Annotated in this window: 17 protein-coding genes; 5 read left to right on the forward strand and 12 right to left on the reverse strand. The window is 61.5% G+C overall.

Annotation, left to right across the window (positions count from 1 at the left end):
- Window positions 1-439: 439 nt before the first annotated feature.
- Window positions 440-1,483: a chromate transporter gene (locus J3L12_RS17100; protein WP_208015562.1), complete on the reverse strand. Its 1,044-nt coding sequence runs from the start codon at window positions 1,481-1,483 to the stop codon at window positions 440-442.
- Window positions 1,484-1,572: 89 nt separating this feature from the next.
- Between J3L12_RS17100 and J3L12_RS13415 the strand changes: the two genes are divergently transcribed.
- The 3 genes from J3L12_RS13415 to nikC all read left to right on the forward strand — a co-directional run bounded on the left by J3L12_RS13415 (window position 1,573) and on the right by nikC (window position 5,092).
- Window positions 1,573-3,144, forward strand: coding sequence for an ABC transporter substrate-binding protein (locus tag J3L12_RS13415; protein ID WP_208015563.1), 1,572 nt, complete (start codon window positions 1,573-1,575; stop codon window positions 3,142-3,144).
- A gap of 70 nt (window positions 3,145-3,214) precedes the next feature.
- Window positions 3,215-4,222 (forward strand): ABC transporter permease, encoded by a 1,008-nt coding sequence (locus J3L12_RS13420; RefSeq protein WP_208015564.1) that lies wholly within the window; start codon window positions 3,215-3,217, stop codon window positions 4,220-4,222.
- 15 nt (window positions 4,223-4,237) lie between these two features.
- Complete coding sequence (gene nikC / locus J3L12_RS13425) at window positions 4,238-5,092, forward strand: nickel transporter permease (RefSeq protein ID WP_208015565.1); 855 nt, start codon at window positions 4,238-4,240, stop codon at window positions 5,090-5,092.
- 163 nt (window positions 5,093-5,255) lie between these two features.
- Here the strand turns inward: nikC and J3L12_RS13430 are convergent, their stop codons facing one another.
- The 3 genes from J3L12_RS13430 to J3L12_RS13440 all read right to left on the reverse strand — a co-directional run bounded on the left by J3L12_RS13430 (window position 5,256) and on the right by J3L12_RS13440 (window position 7,670).
- Entirely contained in the window at window positions 5,256-5,708 is a 453-nt protein-coding gene (locus J3L12_RS13430; RefSeq protein ID WP_208015566.1) for a hypothetical protein, read from the reverse strand.
- A 132-nt stretch (window positions 5,709-5,840) separates the two neighbouring features.
- Complete coding sequence (locus J3L12_RS13435) at window positions 5,841-7,397, reverse strand: methylmalonyl-CoA mutase family protein (RefSeq protein ID WP_208015567.1); 1,557 nt, start codon at window positions 7,395-7,397, stop codon at window positions 5,841-5,843.
- Window positions 7,398-7,505: 108 nt separating this feature from the next.
- The gene (locus tag J3L12_RS13440) at window positions 7,506-7,670 is read right to left on the reverse strand and encodes a hypothetical protein (protein WP_208015568.1); all 165 of its coding nucleotides are present in this window, start codon (window positions 7,668-7,670) and stop codon (window positions 7,506-7,508) included.
- Between the two features lie 346 nt (window positions 7,671-8,016).
- Here J3L12_RS13440 and minD point away from each other — a divergent pair, with 346 nt between their 5' ends.
- Both minD and minE read left to right on the forward strand, forming a co-directional pair.
- Entirely contained in the window at window positions 8,017-8,820 is an 804-nt protein-coding gene (minD, locus tag J3L12_RS13445; RefSeq protein WP_208015569.1) for a septum site-determining protein MinD, read from the forward strand.
- Entirely contained in the window at window positions 8,817-9,053 is a 237-nt protein-coding gene (gene minE, locus J3L12_RS13450) for a cell division topological specificity factor MinE (RefSeq protein WP_208015570.1), read from the forward strand. The genes minD and minE overlap by 4 nt, the downstream gene beginning before the upstream one ends.
- Window positions 9,054-9,367: 314 nt before the next feature.
- Here minE and J3L12_RS13455 read toward each other — a convergent pair whose 3' ends face one another.
- From J3L12_RS13455 to purC, 8 genes are all read right to left on the reverse strand, one after another.
- Window positions 9,368-10,042, reverse strand: a complete 675-nt coding sequence (locus J3L12_RS13455; RefSeq protein WP_208015571.1) for a chromosome segregation protein ScpA — start codon at window positions 10,040-10,042, stop codon at window positions 9,368-9,370.
- A 2-nt stretch (window positions 10,043-10,044) separates the two neighbouring features.
- The gene (gene trpS, locus J3L12_RS13460; RefSeq protein WP_208015572.1) at window positions 10,045-11,085 is read right to left on the reverse strand and encodes a tryptophan--tRNA ligase; all 1,041 of its coding nucleotides are present in this window, start codon (window positions 11,083-11,085) and stop codon (window positions 10,045-10,047) included.
- A 231-nt stretch (window positions 11,086-11,316) separates the two neighbouring features.
- A complete protein-coding gene (locus J3L12_RS13465) occupies window positions 11,317-12,801 on the reverse strand; it encodes an amidophosphoribosyltransferase (RefSeq protein ID WP_208015573.1) in 1,485 nt (494 codons plus the stop codon).
- Between the two features lie 74 nt (window positions 12,802-12,875).
- Window positions 12,876-15,086 carry a phosphoribosylformylglycinamidine synthase subunit PurL gene (purL, locus tag J3L12_RS13470; RefSeq protein WP_243455250.1) on the reverse strand — a complete coding sequence of 737 codons (2,211 nt, stop codon included), beginning with the start codon at window positions 15,084-15,086 and terminating at the stop codon, window positions 12,876-12,878.
- Window positions 15,086-15,835, reverse strand: coding sequence for an HAD family hydrolase (locus tag J3L12_RS13475; RefSeq protein WP_208015574.1), 750 nt, complete (start codon window positions 15,833-15,835; stop codon window positions 15,086-15,088). The genes purL and J3L12_RS13475 overlap by 1 nt, the downstream gene beginning before the upstream one ends.
- Before the next feature lie 102 nt (window positions 15,836-15,937).
- Entirely contained in the window at window positions 15,938-16,645 is a 708-nt protein-coding gene (gene purQ / locus J3L12_RS13480; RefSeq protein WP_208015575.1) for a phosphoribosylformylglycinamidine synthase subunit PurQ, read from the reverse strand.
- Window positions 16,642-16,893 carry a phosphoribosylformylglycinamidine synthase subunit PurS gene (gene purS / locus J3L12_RS13485; protein ID WP_208015576.1) on the reverse strand — a complete coding sequence of 84 codons (252 nt, stop codon included), beginning with the start codon at window positions 16,891-16,893 and terminating at the stop codon, window positions 16,642-16,644. The genes purQ and purS overlap by 4 nt, the downstream gene beginning before the upstream one ends.
- Before the next feature lie 8 nt (window positions 16,894-16,901).
- Window positions 16,902-17,636 (reverse strand): phosphoribosylaminoimidazolesuccinocarboxamide synthase, encoded by a 735-nt coding sequence (purC, locus tag J3L12_RS13490; protein WP_208015577.1) that lies wholly within the window; start codon window positions 17,634-17,636, stop codon window positions 16,902-16,904.
- Window positions 17,637-17,660 lie beyond the last annotated feature (24 nt).

Below are 17,660 nucleotides of genomic sequence, written 5' to 3' on the forward strand. Positions count from 1 at the left end.
GTTTGCATCCTTCAATCGGACAAGCTAACCTTTCGATGGGAGGTCTTTCTGTTTTCACACAGCGTAATCTGCGCTGACAGGGGCCTCCCTTTCAACTACCCCCAGGGATAATCTCACCTTACTACCCCATGTCGAGTCCTTGCTTATAATTGCCCGCAAGCTCCTTCGCATCGCCTTTTTCATCCTCAAGAACAACCTCCCCTACGACCCCAAACTGGCTTTTCCTGAGTTTTATCTCACCCCATCAACCGCTCCTACTTCCCCTGCCACTTGACTTTTTCCTCTAACTGGCATTCCGAGGAGGCATAGCCGACGAAGAACCTGATAACCCTATGGGCCGGAGAAGGGTATTCAGAGAGCACAAGATTCCTTGCTGTGCTCGGAATGACCATCGTGGGGCTGCAATTTATGCGTGAAATGCAGAGGTGCAAGCTATCAGTTAACCCATCCAAATCCTCCAGAGCGCACCCCCCAGCCCAAACAAGCCTAGCAGGGGGAGGGGAGGAAATTTTCGTAGCAAAAGTCCCAGGGCCAGCAGTGTGAACAGCCACTCTGCCCATCCCACCAGGGTTTGCTGTCCCAGCAGCCATAGCGCCCAGCCAATCAGCCCCAGGGCTGCTCCGGAGGCACCGGTCAGGAAGGCTTCGGCCAGGGGATGCCCCTGTAAGCGACTCAGGATGCCGGCCACCAGGAAGGTAAACACAAACGATGGCAGGAAAATGCCAAGGGTTGAAAGCAGTGCGCCGGGAACGCCCGCCACCAGGTAGCCAGCGGCAGTGGCCGTGGTGAGCAGGGGGCCGGGGGTGATTTGCCCCAGGGCCAGGGCGTTGAGTAGTTCGCTCGAGGAGAGCCACCCCCGGGTTACCATGTCCTGCATCAGGCCAATCAGCACATACCCCGAACCAAACAGGGTCGAACCCACCAGCAAGAAAAACCAGAATAGGCTGATGGGTTCTACACTCAGTGCGGGAACCCTCCTCAACATCCATATCAGGCCCACCAGTAGCACCACGGCCCACTCCACCAGACCCAGCGCGGCCAGCGCCAGGCCCGCCAGCGCCAGCAGCCAGGTCTGGGGTTGTTTTTTGGGTTCTGGTAACAAGTCCCACAGCGCCTGGGCAATCAGGGCTATCACGCCTAGCTTGAGCCCTAAAAAAGCGCCCTGTGCCAGTGGAAGCGAGGCAACCTCCTGGTACAACGCTACCAGCAAGAGGGTGACCAGTGCGGCTGGCACAATAAAACCCAGGCCCGCCAGCAACAAACCCCAGTGTCCACCTCTGGCATGACCCAGTAGCATAGCCGTTTCGGTGGAGTTGGGGCCGGGAATCAGGTTGACGGCGGCCAGCATCTTCAGGTACTGCTCTTTGCTGACCCACTTGCCCTTACCCACCAGCAAACGCTGAAAGATTGCAAAATGGGCTGCAGGGCCTCCAAAAGCGGTCAGACCAAGCCATGCAAAGGTTCGGAGAATGAGCCAGAGCACGTCCCAAGTGTATTACTCCGTGGCATCTATGTATCTTGACCTACAGTGTGTTTATCGGTATTGTTTGCGACGTATCGAAAGGAGGTTTCATGAAGCTTTTAAAAGCAGTGGGGCTTATAGCGGCTATAAGCCTGGGCAGTGCCCTGGCACAAGACCGCACCCAGACCCTGATTTATGGTGGGGACTGGTCCGACCTGATCACCATGGATCCGCAGGTGTCTTACGAATTCTCGGGTGGTCTGGTCACCGACAACCTGTACGAAACCCTGGTCAAGTACGAGGGGGCCGACCTCTCTACCCTGAAGCCAGGTCTGGCCGAAAGCTGGAAGGTGGATCGGGGCCGGGATACCTGGGACATCACCTTCCGCTTGCGCCGGGGCAGCAAGTTTTCCAGCGGCAACGAAGTAACGGCCAAGGACGTGGTGTACACCTTTGAACGGGCCCTGGCGATTAAGGGGCCGGGCTCTTTCCTGTTTACCGAAATTGCCCAGCTCAAGCCGGGGGCCACCAGGGCCGTGGATAACTACACGGTGGTGGTTAGCATTCCCAAAACCGCCTCGCCGGGCTCCTTCCTTTCGATTCTGACGTTCAACATCGGCGGTATCGTGGACTCCGAAACGGTGCAGAAAAACGCCAAGGGCAACGACTTTGGCAAGGAATGGCTCACCAATAACTCGGCAGGCTCGGGCCCCTTCCGTCTGGTGCGTTGGGATCGGGGGTCGCAGGTGCTTTTGGAAGCCAACCCCAATGCCCGCATCAAGCCCAAGCTGCAACGGGTGATTCTGCGCGAGATCAAGGAACCGGCGGTTTTGCGTACGGCCCTCGAGTCGGGCGAGATTGACATTGCCGAAGGGTTGACCCCCGAGGCTTTGCGGGCGCTATCCAATAACCCTCGCTTCCGCACCTTCAAAGCCGACAGCTTGCGCCTGAACTACCTGGGCATGAACGTCAAGGAAGGCAGCCCCTTCGCTAACAAACTGGTACGCGATGCGGTGCGCTACAGCATCAACCAGGACGAGCTGGTGAACGGGCTGGTGCAGGGCAACGGTACCAAGATCCAGACCTTGATTCCCAAGGGCCTGCTGGGCTACGACCCCCGTACTCCATATACCTTTGACCCAGCAAGGGCCAAGCGCTTGCTGGCCCAGGCCGGGTATCCGAATGGCCTCGAGTTCGAACTCCTGGTCAGCACAGGCATCTGCGGGGGCGGTATCCCCTGCGCGGACATCGCCGCCAAGATTCAGTCTGACCTGGCCAAGGGCGGCCTGAAGGCCAACGTGAAGGCCATCGCAAACGCCGAAGTGCTGCGTACCTACCGGGCCCAGAACCACCAGATGGTGCTGGTCGGCTGGAGCCCCGACTTCCCCGACCCCGACGGCAACGCCACCCCCTGGGCCGACTTCAACGCCCGCAGTCTGGCTTGGCGCAACGTCTGGAACGATCCCACTGCCATCAGGCTGGCCAACCAGGCCGCGCTGGAAACCGAGCCGGCCAAGCGGGTTGCGCTCTATCGCCTCCTGACCGATTACGTACTCAAAAACGGCCCCTACGCGGTGCTTTACCAGCCTGCTGTTCCACTGGGCCTCTCGGTGAAGGTCGAGGGCTATGTACGCAATGCCCAGGGCCAGGTGCGTTTCGAGAACATCAGCAAGCTGCCTTGAGTGAGCCAGGGGTTCAGGGTTCAGGGCGCCGGGTTGCGGCGTTCTGGGCTCTGAACCCTAAGCCCTGACTATGTTTTCATACTTTGTTCGACGAATGTTTTTTGTGGTTTTTGTGGTTTGGGGCGTTACCTTTGCCACTTTCTTCATCGCCAATGTGGTGCCGATTGACCCGGCCATAGCGGCTTTGGGCGACAACGCTCGTGAAGAGCAAATAAAGGAGTTCCGCGAACGCTACGGGCTGGACAGGCCCATCTGGCAGCAGTACCTCATCTACATGGGCCGCTTGCTTGCGGGCGACCTGGGTAATTCATTGCGCACTGGACGGGCTGTAATAGAGGATCTGAAAGAGTTTTTCCCTGCGACCCTCGAGCTTTCGGTAGCCGCCTTTTTGGTGATGCTAATTTTAGGAGTGCCTGCCGGTATTCTGGCTGCTTTAAGGCAAAACAAAGCCTCCGATGTCACGGTACGAATCATGGCCCTGATTGGCGGGGCAACGCCGGTGTTTTTTCTAGCGGTACTGCTCCAGTTTGTACTTGCTCGACAACTGGATCTTTTGCCTGTGCAGGGGCGGTTGGACGGGTTTACCTTTCCACCACCCAGGGTAACCGGCATGATGGGGATAGATACCTTACTGGCCCGCGACTGGGCGGCTTTTTTAGACTCGCTGCGGCATCTGGTGCTGCCCGCTTTTGTCCTTGGAATGTTTTCGGCTGCAATTCTGGCCCGCATGACCCGTGCGACCATGCTCGAGATCCTTTCGCAAGACTATATTCGTACCGCCAGGGCCAAGGGGGTTGCTGGGCGGGCGATCGTTTTCCGCCACGCCCTCAAAAATGCCTCCCTGCCCATTCTGACTTTGCTGGGTGGCTTGCTGGGTGGTTTGCTCTCCGGTGCGGTACTGACCGAAACCATCTTTAGCTGGCCGGGCATTGGCCGCTACGTCACTCAGTCCGCGACCAGCCTGGATTTCCCCGCCGTGATGGGGGTTACGCTACTGGTAGGGTTGGTGTATGCCCTCATCAACCTGGTGGTGGACTTGCTATACGCCTTTTTGGATCCAAGAATCCGCTATGCCTGACCCTGAGGATAATTCATGGCTGCTGTAGTCCCTGCCAACCGTCCTGCCCGTCCACTCCGGCGCTTCTTGCGCAACCCAGGGGGTCTGATTGGGCTTTTTTTGCTGGTGCTGCTGATTCTGGTAGCCCTGCTGGCTCCCCTCATTGCCCCCGACCCCATCAGCCAGAACATCGCCCAGCGTCTTCAGCCGCCCTCGAGCGCCCACTGGCTCGGCACCGACCAGTTGGGCCGCGATGTGTGGGCCCGGGTGGCACACGGGGCTGGAATTTCCCTTCGGGTGGGGTTTGGTGTGGTAATTCTGGCTGTGGTCATTGGGGTGGTGGTCGGTTTGCTGGCCGGCACGCTGGGGGGTGCCTGGGACAACCTGCTGATGCGTCTGACCGACATCTTTTTTGCCTTTCCCTCGCTGATTCTGGCAATGGCCATCGCAGCCGCTCTGGGGCCCAACCTGAACAACACCATCGTCGCGGTGGCGCTGGTAAGCTGGCCCATCTATGCCCGGCTAGTGCGGGCCAATGTGCTGGCCTTGCGCGAACGCGAGTTTGTGGAGGCAGCCCGCGCCCTGGGGGCCCCCTGGAACCGCCTGATGCTCCGCCACCTGTTGCCCAATACCCTCACGCCGGTTTTTGTGCAAGCCAGTTTCGATGTGGGCGGGGCCATCCTGACCGCCGCCGGCCTCTCGTTTATCGGCTTTGGAGCCCAGCCCCCCACCCCGGAATGGGGGGCCATGGTCTCCGAAACCCGCAGCTACATCGCCGAGGCCATCTGGGCGCCCACTGCGCCCGCCATCGGTATTCTGCTGACCGTGCTGGCCTTTAACCTGTTGGGCGACGCCTTGCGGGATGTGCTTGATCCGAGGGGAAGCGACTGAGACGTTACGCACCCAAGCTGGGCCGGGCCCGGCCCAGGCTTGGGTTTCGAGTTTCCCGGTGACCACTGTTCCGTTCACGACAGGGCTTTTTTGAAGTCGGATGGCTTAAATGTGAAGAGCGTTCTAATGATGGGAAGCACGACGTACTTGGGTTGGAGCACAGCTACAGGCCCCCACAGCCCAGTGGGGCTGAAGGGTTTCGGGTCATGTGCCACTCGCCGGAACGCAGTTGTCCGGCCTCGTAGTAGATGTGGCGTGGGCTTTTGAGGTCTTCGGGGTCGCCGAGCGAGGCCAGGGCTACCTCTAAAGCCATGCACTGCTCGGGGTTAGCGCCAACCGTGTAGATTTGCCCCTTCTGCGGCATCTCGGCCAGGGCAAAGCCATCACTCAGGCTGATCCACTGATGCAGTTTGACCAGTACGGTACAACCGCTGGTTCCCTGTGCCTTCACATTCATGACCTGCCCGGTAGCGGTGTAGGTGCGGTAGGGTTTTTGGGTATCGGTGGTAATAGACTCTGGGCTGTTTTTACTTTGCATCCACAGGCTTCCACCCACCGCCAGGGCGACCAGGGTAGCACCCCCCCCCACGACCCTCCACGGTCTGATCCAGGCCATCTCCATATCATTAGGCCTAATTGGGTTAGGACAGGATGTGAGGGCTGGCTAAAGGGGGGCTTTAGGTAACGGGGTTGGGTTGTGACTCGAGCCCGACAACACCCCATTGCCCAGTTTCATCGGCCTGCCTGCTCAGTAAGACGGCTGGTACTCCCCCCACTCCTCACGCAGAACACCACAGATCTCGCCCAGGGTGGCGTGGCGACGGAAACCGTCCAGGATGTAAGGCATCAGATTATCCCGACCCCTGGCCGCCTGGCGCAGGGCTTCCAGGGCATTGCCTACCGACTGTCCATCTCGGCTGGCCCGGAAAGCCTGTATCTGGGCTCTGCGACGGTTACCGACTTCATCGCTGATTTTTTGTACCGGGGTGGGTTCGTTCAGGGGGGACTCCGGGTTGTTGAACTGATTGACGCCCACAATCACCCGCTTGCCGCTCTCGACCTGGCGCTGGAACTCCCAGGCCGACTCCTCGATCTCCTGCTGGAAAAATCCCGCCTCCACCGCCGCTACAGCACCCCCCAGCTTGGCAATCTGATCCAGATAATCCTGGGCCTGGGCCTCGAGCTGATCGGTCAGGTGCTCCACGTAGAAGCTGCCGCCCAGGGGGTCTACGGCGTGGGTTACGCCGGACTCGTAGGCCAGAATTTGCTGGGTACGTAAGGCCAGCAAGGCACTTTTCTCGGTGGGCAGGCCCAGCGCCTCGTCGTAGGCGTTGGTGTGCAGGCTCTGGGTTCCGCCCAGCACCGCCGCCAGGGCCTGGTAGGCGGTGCGCACCACGTTGTTGAGGGGTTCCTGGGCGGTGAGGGTGGAGCCGCCGGTCTGGGTGTGGAAGCGCAGCATCCAGCTCTTGGGGTCTTTGGCATTGAACTCGTGGCGCATGATGCGGGCCCACATGCGCCGGGCTGCCCGGAACTTGGCGGCTTCCTCGAGGATGTCGTTGTGAGAGGCGAAGAAGAAAGAAAGCCGGGGTGCAAAAGCATCCACATCCAGCCCGGCCTCGATGGCCGCCCGCACATAGGCCATGCCGTTGGCCAGGGTGAAGGCGATTTCCTGGGCGGCGGTGGAGCCCGCCTCGCGGATGTGATACCCCGAGATGCTGATGGTATTCCAGCGGGGTACTTTTTCGCCACAGAAGGCAAAAACATCGGTGATTAACCGCATGGAAGGGGCCGGCGGATAAATATAGGTGCCACGGGCAATGTATTCCTTCAGGATATCGTTCTGGATGGTGCCGCCCACCTTGTCCCAGGTTACGCCCTGTTCTTCGGCCACCAGCAAGTAAAGCGCCAGCAGCATGTTGGCCGGGGCGTTGATGGTCATGCTGGTAGTGACCTTGTCCAGCGGAATGCCATCCAGCAAGGTTCGCATGTCCTCGATGGAGGCAATCGAAACCCCTACCTTGCCGACCTCGCCTACGCTCAGGGGGTGGTCGGGATCCATCCCCAGCTGGGTGGGCAGATCAAAGGCCACCGAGAGCCCGGTCTGGCCCTGTGAAAGCAGGTAACGGTAGCGGGCGTTGGACTCCTCGGCGCTGCTAAAGCCTGCGTACTGCCGCATGGTCCAGGGGCGCTCGGTGTACATCTTGGGATAGACGCCCCGCGTAAAGGGATACTGTCCAGGGCGGCCCAGGCGCTCCTGATACCCCTCGGGCAGCGATTCAAACAGGTGTTCGACTGTGGCTTGCATAAGCCCTCCTCGTCTTTATTTTGTACCTCGAGGCTCCAGGGGCCAAAAAGCACCGCCAAAGATGCAAACGAGCCCAACGCTCCGGTGTAGATACCACGCTCCTATGCTTCAAAACACCACGTACAGCAGCACCAGCACCAGCGCAGCCGCTCCGATAATCAACAGCAGCGGAGGCAGCAGAATGGAATAGGCTGCAATCACCAGCGCGATAAAGTCTTTCCAGTCTGGCTTGAGGTCGCCCTGACCCGATTGCTGGTTTTTGGGGTCGTACATACCCTGATTGTAAACCCTGGAGGCACCTCATCCAGCCCCTACTATTCAATCTGGGTCAGGCGGTGAGTAGAGAGTTTTGTACCTGAGTGCGACCGGTATTGTACTGGCTGTGGGCTTTACGGATTGGGGGTTGACGAGATCTGAGTCAAGGTGGGTAAATGGAAGAAGGGTACCGATGAGCCGGTTTTTGGATGTTTTCGTTGCCAAATGGATCGCAGCTCTGGCAATCAACCAGCCTTAACCAGAGGTCTGACCTCGGCCTGACACACTGGCCCCCCTGCCCGTATACTAATCCCAGCTTTTAGCGGCCCGAGCCAGCTTGGCTTGAAACCTTGGAGGATTGAGCGTGAATGCCCGTGCGATTGTGGTGACATCGGGGAAAGGTGGCGTAGGCAAGACTACTACCACCGCTAATGTAGGTGCTGCATTGGCCAGGCTGGGCGAGAAAGTGGCTGTGGTGGACGTGGACGTGGGGCTGCGCAACCTGGATGTGGTGATGGGGTTGGAAGGCCGGGTGGTCTACGACCTGATTGACGTGATTGAGGGGCGCTGCAAGCTGCGCCAGGCCCTGATCCGCGACAAACGCATCGAGGGGCTGGCCTTGCTGGCGGCCTCCCAGACCAAGGACAAAGAATCGCTCGACCCGGAGAAGTTCCGCCAGATTGTGCGGGCCCTCCTGGAGGAGGAGGGCTTTGACCGGGTGCTGATTGACTCGCCGGCTGGTATCGAGAAGGGCTTCCAGACCGCAGCCACGCCTGCTGAGGGGGCCCTGGTGGTGGTAAACCCGGAGGTCTCGAGCGTGCGCGACGCCGACCGCATCATCGGGATGCTGGAAGCCCGCGAAATCCGCGAGAACTTCCTGGTTATCAACCGCTTGCGCCCCAAGATGGTGCAGCGCGGGGACATGCTCTCGGTGGAGGACGTGGTGGAAATCCTGGGCATCAAGCCCATCGGGATTGTGCCTGAAGACGAGGGGGTGCTAATTTCGTCCAACCAGGGCGAGCCGCTGGTGCTCAAGAACGGCTCTGGTGCTGGCAAGGCTTTTGTGGAGATTGCCCAGCGGGTACGGGGAGAGGAAGTGCCCTTCGCTCCCCTGAACGATGCACCGGGCTTTTTGGGGACGCTGCGCCGCCTGTTTGGGGGTAGATGATGGGCTGGTGGCCTTTTGGTGCGAAAAGCAGCAAGGATACCCTGAAAGACCGCCTCAAGGTGGTACTGGCCTATGACCGGGCCCACCTGAGCCCGGGCATGGTGGAGCAGCTCAAGCAAGACCTGCTGGTGGTGCTGAAGCGCTACTTTCCCGACGAGGAAAACCTTTCCATTTATGTGGAAACTTTTGACGACAAAATGAAGCTCCAGGCCGATGTGCCGATACCGAAGTAAGGTTTAGCTGAAAGCCAAAAGCCTAAAGCTGAAAGCGTTCTCCAAAAGGTTTTGCGGTGCAGTGACCATCTGAATACAGCGTCGTGTAGATGCCGGTACAGTAGTGGCTCTGTTGAAGGGCTACATCAAGCCCATTACTACTTCTCCAACGAAAGCTTCGATTGTTCCTCTTCACGTAAGCTGCAGATTCAGGGCTTGGCCGAATACTTTCCCCACCCTCCCTACGTGGTAGGGAGGGGCCCAGAGGCCAAAAAAATGGAGGTGTATAGGCGCTTATACGACGGTGTACTGAATCCAATAAGCAGGCGCCAGACCTATTCATTGCTTTTGAGCTCAACCTCAAGCGCCCCGAAGTTTTGTTCTTGCAAGAGCTCTACCTCACCCTGCTTTTTGGCCTCCAGCAAGGCGGCAAAGGCCACGGTTTGCTCACTCCAGGTGCGAAAAGGTAAGCGACCAAACAAAGCCCGGCGAACACTCCACAAAAAGCCCTTGAGTCGCTCCCAGGCTTCGCGCAGGCCAAAGGTCTCGGGCTCGAGGCGAAGCTCGGCTCGCCGGGCATAGGGCTCCACGGCCCGCACCAGCATCTGTAGCGGCATGGGGCGCAGGCGGCGGTCTTTGGGTAGGGGAGAAGGGGGCACTGGCAGCACCCGGGCCCGTTCCCGTGAGCGCTGCTCGAGGAAAGTAATGGCCTCCTCTAAGGCGATCAGGGTCTCGAGGAAAGCTGGTGCGCTCTCGGGTTCTTCTACCTCGTCTTCGGCCAGCACCACCTGGGGCCGCCTGGCAAACGCCCGCAGCTTGAAGAGCACCAGCTCGGCCAGGATAGGCAGCAGTTCGCTCCGTTCGGAAAGCCCCAATGCCTGCACCTGGGCCAGGGCCTGCTCCGCCAGGGATAGCACGGGCAGGTCTTTGGCGGCAATTTTGCCTTTGCGTACCTGCTCGGAAAGCTCTTTGGGCGTTCCGCTGAACTGGTCGAAGGTGAGGGTGATCATGCTTATTTGGAGGCGACCTTCCCCTGTTCCCGAAGCCCTGACCTCTGGCCCCTGGCCCTGAGCAGGCCAAACTTTTCCCGCACCTCTTCCATGGTGGCCTGGGCGATGCGGCGGGCTTTGGCGGCGCCGTCCTCGAGGGCGTCCAGTACCCGCTCGGGGTTGGCCCGAAGCTCCTCGGCCCGTTCGCGGATGGGCCGCAAGGTTTTCATCATTTCCTGCATGAGAAGCTGTTTGACCACCAAAGTGCCGATGCCCCGGCGGCGGTATTCCTCCCGGAGCACCTGCACCAGCTCGGGCGGGGCGAAATACTGCAAGAACTTGAACACCACGCTGCGTTCGGGGTCGCCGGGGTCGGAGAGGCGGATACGGGCGGGGTCGTCGGGCATGGTGCGAATCTTGGCCCAGATGCTTTCTTCGTCCTCCAATATCCCGATGGTGTTGCCTACGCTTTTGGACATCTTGGCCTTGCCGTCGATGCCGGGCACGCGGGGGGCGTTGGGGTTCAGGTAAATTTGTGGCTCCGGGAAGGTTTCGCCGTACTCCAGGTTCCAGCGGCGGGCAATTTCGCGGGTGAGCTCCAGGTGCTGGGTCTGGTCGTCGCCGACCGGCACGGTGTCGGCCTTGTAGATGAGAATGTCGGCGGCCATCAGCACCGGGTACATGAGCAGCCCTGCGGGCACCGACTCGAGCTTGGCGGCTTTGTCCTTGAACTGGGTCATGCGGGTCAGGTCGCCGTAGGGGGTCTGGGTGGTGAAGATCCAGGCCAGCTCGGTGTGCTCGGGCACATGTGACTGCACAAAGAGGATTACTTTGTCCGGGTTCAGGCCCGCCGCCATATTTACCAGGGCCGCGTCGAAGGTGCGCTGGGCCAGCAGGTCTTTGTCGTAGGCCGCCGGGTTGGTGGGGGCGTGGTAGTCTACAATGCAGTAGATGGCGTCCTGGCCCAGCTTCTCACCCAGGGCGATGTAGTTGACCATTGCGCCCAGGTAGTTGCCGATGTGCAGGTCGCCAGTAGGCTGAAAGCCGGAAAAAACGCGCTTCACGCCGGATAGGATAGCAGAAGCGGCTCAGGCTTGCTCGAGCCAGGAATTAGACCCCTTTATCAGGCTATAAATTGCCCTGTACGTTACAGGATGCTCGCACCTTCGGTCTCGAGCCAAGTACCAGACCCCTGCTTAACGCCGTGAGTTACCCTCAACGCTACAGCGTGCTCGCACCTTCGGTCTCGAGCCAAGTATCAGACACCAGCATAAGGCTATGCATTGCCCCGTACATTACGGGATGCTCGCACCTTCGGTCTCGAGGGCCTCTTTGCGCACCTCTTCCTCGGGTTGCCCCGCCGGGTACTGTCCGTTGAAACAGGCCAGACAGACCGGGCCGCCAATGGCCTCGCGCACGCCGGGTTCACTCAGGAAGGCCAGCGAGTCGGCCCCGATGAGGGCGCGAATTTCCTCCACCGAGTGGGTGGAAGCCACGAGCTCCTTGCGGGCGGCGGTGTCGATGCCGTAGTAGCAGGGAAACTTGATGGGAGGCGAGGAGATCCGCACGTGTACCTCGGTGGCCCCGGCCTCGCGCAAAAGTTGCACAATGCGCCCCGAGGTGGTGCCCCGCACGATGGAGTCGTCTACCAGTACCACCCGCTTACCCGCTACCGCCGGGGTGGCGGCCAGCTTGAGCCGCACTTTCAGGTCGCGCATCTCCTGGGTCGGCTGGATGAAGGTACGGCCTGCGTAGGGGTTTTTGTGCAGGCCAAAGTCGAAGGGAATGCCCGAGGCGCGGCTGTAGCCGATGGCCGCCCCGATGCCTGAGTCCGGCACCGGTACTACCACATCGGCCTGGGCGGGGGCTTCCCGGGCCAGCCGTTCGCCCATGCGAATACGGGATTCGTGGGTGCCGATGCCGTCGAGCTGGGCGTCGGCCCGGGCAAAGTAAATCCACTCAAAGGCACAGGGGGTGGGGCGGGGCTCGAGTACCTGCATGGAGCGCAGTTCGGCCTGTACCCCCCCAATCCCCCGGCCCCTTTCCCCCACCAGGGGGGAAAGGGGTGGCTGCTGATTCTGCTCAACCCAGACCAGCTCGCCAGGCCGCACATCGCGCACAAACTCGGCGCCCATCAAAGTCAGCGCTGGGGGTTCGGAGGCAAAGACCCAGCCGCCATTGGGCAAGCGCCCAATCACCAGGGGGCGCACGCCGTTGCCATCCCGCAGGGCCAGCACGGTGTGCCGATCCATCAGCACCACGCTAAAGCCGCCGGTCAGCTCGCGCATGGCCCGGGCGGTGGCCTCCACCAGGTTGAGCCTGGCGTAGCGGGCAATCAGGTTAATCATCACCTCGGTGTCGTTGGTGGTCTGGAAAACCGCGCCGTGCTCCAGAAGTTCCTGGCGAATTTGCAGGGCGTTGACGAAGTTGCCGTTGTGGGCGATGGCCAGAATGCCCTTGGAGCTGCGCACATTGAGGGGCTGGGCGTTGAAGCGCAGGTTGGAGCCGGTGGTGGAGTAGCGGGTATGCCCGATGCCCAGGTTGGCCGCAGGGATGCGCAGGCGCTGCATGCGGGCTTCGTCGAAGACCTGCGTGACCAGGCCCAGATCCTTTTCAATCACCAAATCCTTGCCGTTGGAAACGCAAATCCCGGCGGCTTCCTGGCCCCGGTGTTGCAGGGCAAACAGCCCCAGTTGCAGCAGGTCGGCCACCGGCAGGGGTTCGGGCGACCACAGGCCCAGCACGCCGCACTCTTCATGCAACTCGTCAGGGTCGCTCAAGGCCGAAGGCGGAAGGCCGAAAGCCTCGGGTTCTACAGGCTTTGTAGCCTTTGGCTTTGGGCATTCGGCGTTTTTCACGGCAACACCTCCCTGAGCGGGGCTTCCCAGGCCCTGCGAAGGGCCGCTACGCTCCACTCCAGGCGCGACCTGGGCATCAGGATAGTGAGGGTATCGCCCCCAACCTGGCCCAGAATTTGATGGGAAAGTCCGTGCTGCTCAAGAACCTTCACGGCCATTTGCAGCATGGCCTGGTCTACCGTGAGCAGGATGCGGCTGGGGGCCTCGCCAAAGAGCAGGGCGTCGGGGCGGGCCTGGCTGCGAACCTCAACGGTCGCGCCCAGACCGTAGGGGAGGCACATCTCGGCCAGGGCCACGGCCAGCCCGCCTTCGGCTAGGTCGTGAGCAGTTTTGACCCAGCCCCGTTCAATCAGCTCGCGGATGGCAGCCTGGGCTCGGGCCTCCTGGGCCAGCTCGAGGGCCGGGGGGCTTCCGGCCTCCAGGCCGTGCACCACCCAGAGGTACTCGGAAGCGCCCAGGTGCCCTTCCGGACTGCCGATCAACACCACCAGCTCACCGGCTTTCTGGAAGCCCAGCTCGGCGCGGCGCTCGAGGTTTTCCAACAGGCCCACCACCCCCACCATAGGGGTGGGGGGAATGCGGTAGCTGGGGCCTTCGTTGTAGAGCGAGACATTGCCCGAGACCACCGGCAGGCCCAGTGCCGCCGAGGCTTCGGCCAGGCCCGCGATGGTCTCGGAGAGCTCGAAATAGCCCGCCGGCGTTTCGGGGTTGCCGCAGTTGAGGCCGTCGGTGTAGGCCAGGGGCTTGCCCCCGACCACGCTCACGTTGCGGGCGGCCTCGGCCAGGGCGTGCATGGCCCCTAAGCGGGGGGCCAGTTTGCTGTAGCGGGGGTTGGCGTCCACCTTGACCGCGATGCCCCGCCCGGTGCCCTTGATGCGCAGGATGGCTGCATCGCCCTTACCGGGCACCAGCACGGTGTTGGTACCCACCTGGTGGTCGTAGCGCTCGAAGATGGGGGCGCGGCTGCACAGGTTGGGCGAAGCCAGCAGCCGCAGCAAAACTTCCTCCAGGTTCTGCGGCAGGGGCAGGCCGCTCAGTTCCCTGGCCCGCTGCTGGGCGATGGCGGGGTTCTCCTGGCCTTCCCGCACGTAGGTAGGGGCATCGGCCAGGGCGTGGGTGGGCACTTCGGCCACGGTCTGGCCGCCCGCCACCACCCGAAAGACCGGTTCGGCGATCATGTGCGCCACCGGCACGGCATCCAGGCCAAAGCGGGCCGCCAGGGCCTCGAGGTCTTTTTCCCTGCCCGGACGCGGCACCAGCACCATGCGCTCCTGCGACTCGGAGAGCATCAGCTCGAGGGGGTTCATCCCGGCCTCACGCTTGGGCACCCGGTCGAGGTTCAGCTCGATGCCCAGCCCCGACTTGTGGGCCATCTCCGAGAGGGAAGAGGTGAGGCCCGCAGCGCCCATGTCCTGCACGCCCTCCACCAGGTCTTGCCGGATGGCTTCCAGGGTGACCTCGAGGGTCAGTTTGCCCATGAAGGGGTCGCCCACCTGCACGCTCGGGCGCTTGGACTCGCTTTCCTCCGAGAGTTCTTCCGAGGCAAAAGCGGCCCCGCCAATGCCGTCGCGCCCGGTTTTGGAGCCCACGTAGTAGACCGGGCGGGCCAGGGTGGCCCGGCTTCGCTTGAGTTCATCGGCCCGCAGCAGCCCCACGCACATGGCATTCACCAGGGGGTTGTCCTGGTAGTCGGGGTGGAAGTAGACCTCGCCGCCCACCGTGGGTACGCCAATGGCATTGCCGTAGTGGGCAATGCCCTCCACCACCCCCCGCACCAGGAAGCGGGTGCGGTCGCCTTCGGGGCCCTCGAGCTTGCCAAAGCGCAGCGAGTTCAACAGGGCAATGGGCCTGGCCCCCATGGCCATGATGTCGCGGATGATGCCCCCCACGCCGGTGGCAGCTCCCTGCACAGGTTCGACTGCCGAGGGGTGGTTGTGGCTCTCAATCTTGAAGGCCACCGCCCAGCCTTCGCCAATATCCACCACCCCGGCATTCTCGCCGGGGCCTTGCAGCACCGCGGGGCCTTCTTTGGGCAACAGCTTGAGCAGGGGGCGGGAGTTCTTGTAGGAGCAGTGCTCGCTCCACATCACCTTGAACAAGTAGAGCTCGAGGCGGTTCGGTTCGCGGCCCAGCAGCCGCACAATCTCCTGATACTCGTGCAGGGGAATGCCGGCTTCCTGAACCAGGGGGGGCAGGGTTCCTTCCATTACATGGCCCTCGGTGCATGCCCGATGACTTCTTTGAGAAGGGGGATCAGCTCCAGGTGGTTGACAATGCGGGCGGTGGGCTCGGGTTGCCCGTTGCGGTGAGAGAGGCCGGTGTAAAGCACCGCGTAGGGGTAGCCGGTCTGGAATGCGCCCGCAATGTCGGTACGGGGGATGTCGCCGATGTGCAGGGCTTCCTGCGGCTTGACCCCCATCTCGTCGAGTGCGGCCAGAAAAGCCTGGGGTTTGGGCTTGACCACGCCGGTTTCGTCGGAGAAGGCAAAGCCGCTGAAAAGGTCGTGGAGTTTGTGCCGCTTGAGCTGCTCGCGCAGGATACGGCCGGTGGAGATGCCGGTATCCGAAACAATGCCCAGCCGGTACTGCTTGGCGAGTTGGGGCAGGGCCTCCAGCACCCCCGGAAGGGGAATCAGGTTGCCCTCGAGGCCCGCCTCCACAATGCGCTGGGTGGTCAGGGCAATGTGGCCTTCGTCGTAAGGCAGGCCCAGGTAGCTAAAAATACGGGTCACCCGGTCGAAGGGGGTCATGACCTGCTCGGCCATCCAGGCCGCGTCAAAGTCGAGGGCGGCTTGCCGCCAGGCCGCCATGACGGCGTCGGGCTCGGCGGGAACACCGGCCTCGGAGGCTGCATCCATCAGGATTTCGTTGCGCAGGGTTTTGATGGAGCCGGCATACTCCGGGCCTTCGGTGAAGAGGGTACCCCAGAAGTCGAAGGTAATTGCTTTGATGGTCATACCGCTACCTCCATGTAGCTTGTTGCCTGGCCTACGCCACAACCTCGAGCGCCAAACGAGGCACTTGTAAAGCACTGTAAACGTAACCGTTGCTCATAGGGTTCATGCACCTACCGCCTCGAGGGCCTGCTTCAGGCTGGTAAAGAAGGGCAGGCCGTCGGCAGAGCCCAAAAGGCCTTCCACGGCTCGCTCGGGGTGGGGCATCATGCCTAGCACGTTGCCCTGTTCGTTGACGATGCCCGCGATGTCGTTCAAAGAGCCATTAGGATTGTAGACATCTGCCTCGCCCCCTGCCGAAGAGGGGGGCGGTGCGTACCGGAACACCACCTGCCGGTTATGCTCGAGCCTTTCCAGCGTCTGGGCATCAGCATAGTAACGCCCCTCGCCGTGGGCAATGGGAATCTTCAGCACCTGCCCTGGCTGGTAGCCGTTGGTAAAGGGCAGGTCGGTGCGTTCGACGCGCAGGTACACATCCTTGCAGGTAAAGTGCAGATTGGTGTTGGCCAAGAGCGCCCCCGGCAGCAGTCCGGCCTCGGTGAGCACCTGGAAGCCATTGCAGATACCCACCACCGGGTAGCCCTGGTGGGCCAGACGGCGCACCTCCGCCATCACTGGCGAGAACTTGGCCAGGGCCCCGGCCCGCAGGTAATCGCCATACGAGAAGCCACCCGGCAAAATAGCGGCCTGGAAGCCCTCGAGGTTTTTCTCGGTGTGCCATACCAGCTCGGCCTCGAGCCCCACCCGCTTTAGCGCCCAGACCGCATCCTGGTCACAGTTGGAGCCTGGGAATTGAATGACCGCTACCTTCATGCCAGTTCCTTTACCGCCTCCACCACAAACACTTCCATCACCGGGTTGGCCAGGGCCTTGCCGATGTTGTGGGCGGTGGCTTTGGCTTCCGCCTCACTACCGGCCTCCACTTCCATCTCCAGCACCCGCCCCACCCGCACGTTCTGGGCCTTGAACTGTAGCCCCTGCAAAACGCCCTCCACCGCCCGCCCCTGGGGGTCGAGGATGCCGTCTTTCAGCTCGATCAAAAGGGTTATATGGTATTTCATAACATGTTTCAGGCCGAAGGCACTGCCTGCACCCGCCGCAGCACTTCCTGGTAGGCTTCCTCCACCCCGCCTAAGTCGCGGCGGAAGCGGTCTTTGTCCATTTTTTCGCCCGTGCCCATCTCCCACAGGCGCATCGTATCGGGCGAGATTTCATCAGCCAGCACGATAGCGCCGCGCTCGTCGGTGGGGGCGGCGGAGTGCAAAAGCCGGCCAAACTCGAGCTTGAAGTCAACGAGCTCGAGGTTGCGCTGGGCAAAATACGCCTTCAGCAAGGCATTTACCTTCAGGGCCAGCTCCTTGATGCGCGCCAGCTCGCTGCCGTTCACCAGGCCCAGGGCCAGCGCGGCATCGTCGTAGATGAGCGGGTCGCCCAGGGCATCGTTTTTGAGGGAGAACTCCACCAGCGGATAGGGCAAGACCCGGCCTTCCTCCACCCCATAGCGCCGGGCAAAACTTCCGGCGGTGCGGTTGCGCACAATCACCTCCAGCGGCACAATCTGCACCTGCTTCACCAGCATCTCCCGCTCGGAAAGCTGGCGCACAAAATGGGTGGGAATGCCGTGCGCTTCCAGGTAGCGGAACAGGGCCGCCGAAACCTGGTTGTTGACCACCCCCTTGCCGGCAATCTGGGCCCGTTTCTGCCCATTGAAGGCGGTGGCGTCGTCCTTGAAGTAGACCCGCACCAACCCCGCCTCGGGGCCCGGATAGATAACCTTGGCTTTCCCCTCGTACAGTTTTTCCATTTGAACCTCTTTTGTCTGGGCGCT

The sequence above is a fragment of the Meiothermus sp. CFH 77666 genome (assembly GCF_017497985.1).
Lineage (GTDB): Bacteria > Deinococcota > Deinococci > Deinococcales > Thermaceae > Meiothermus.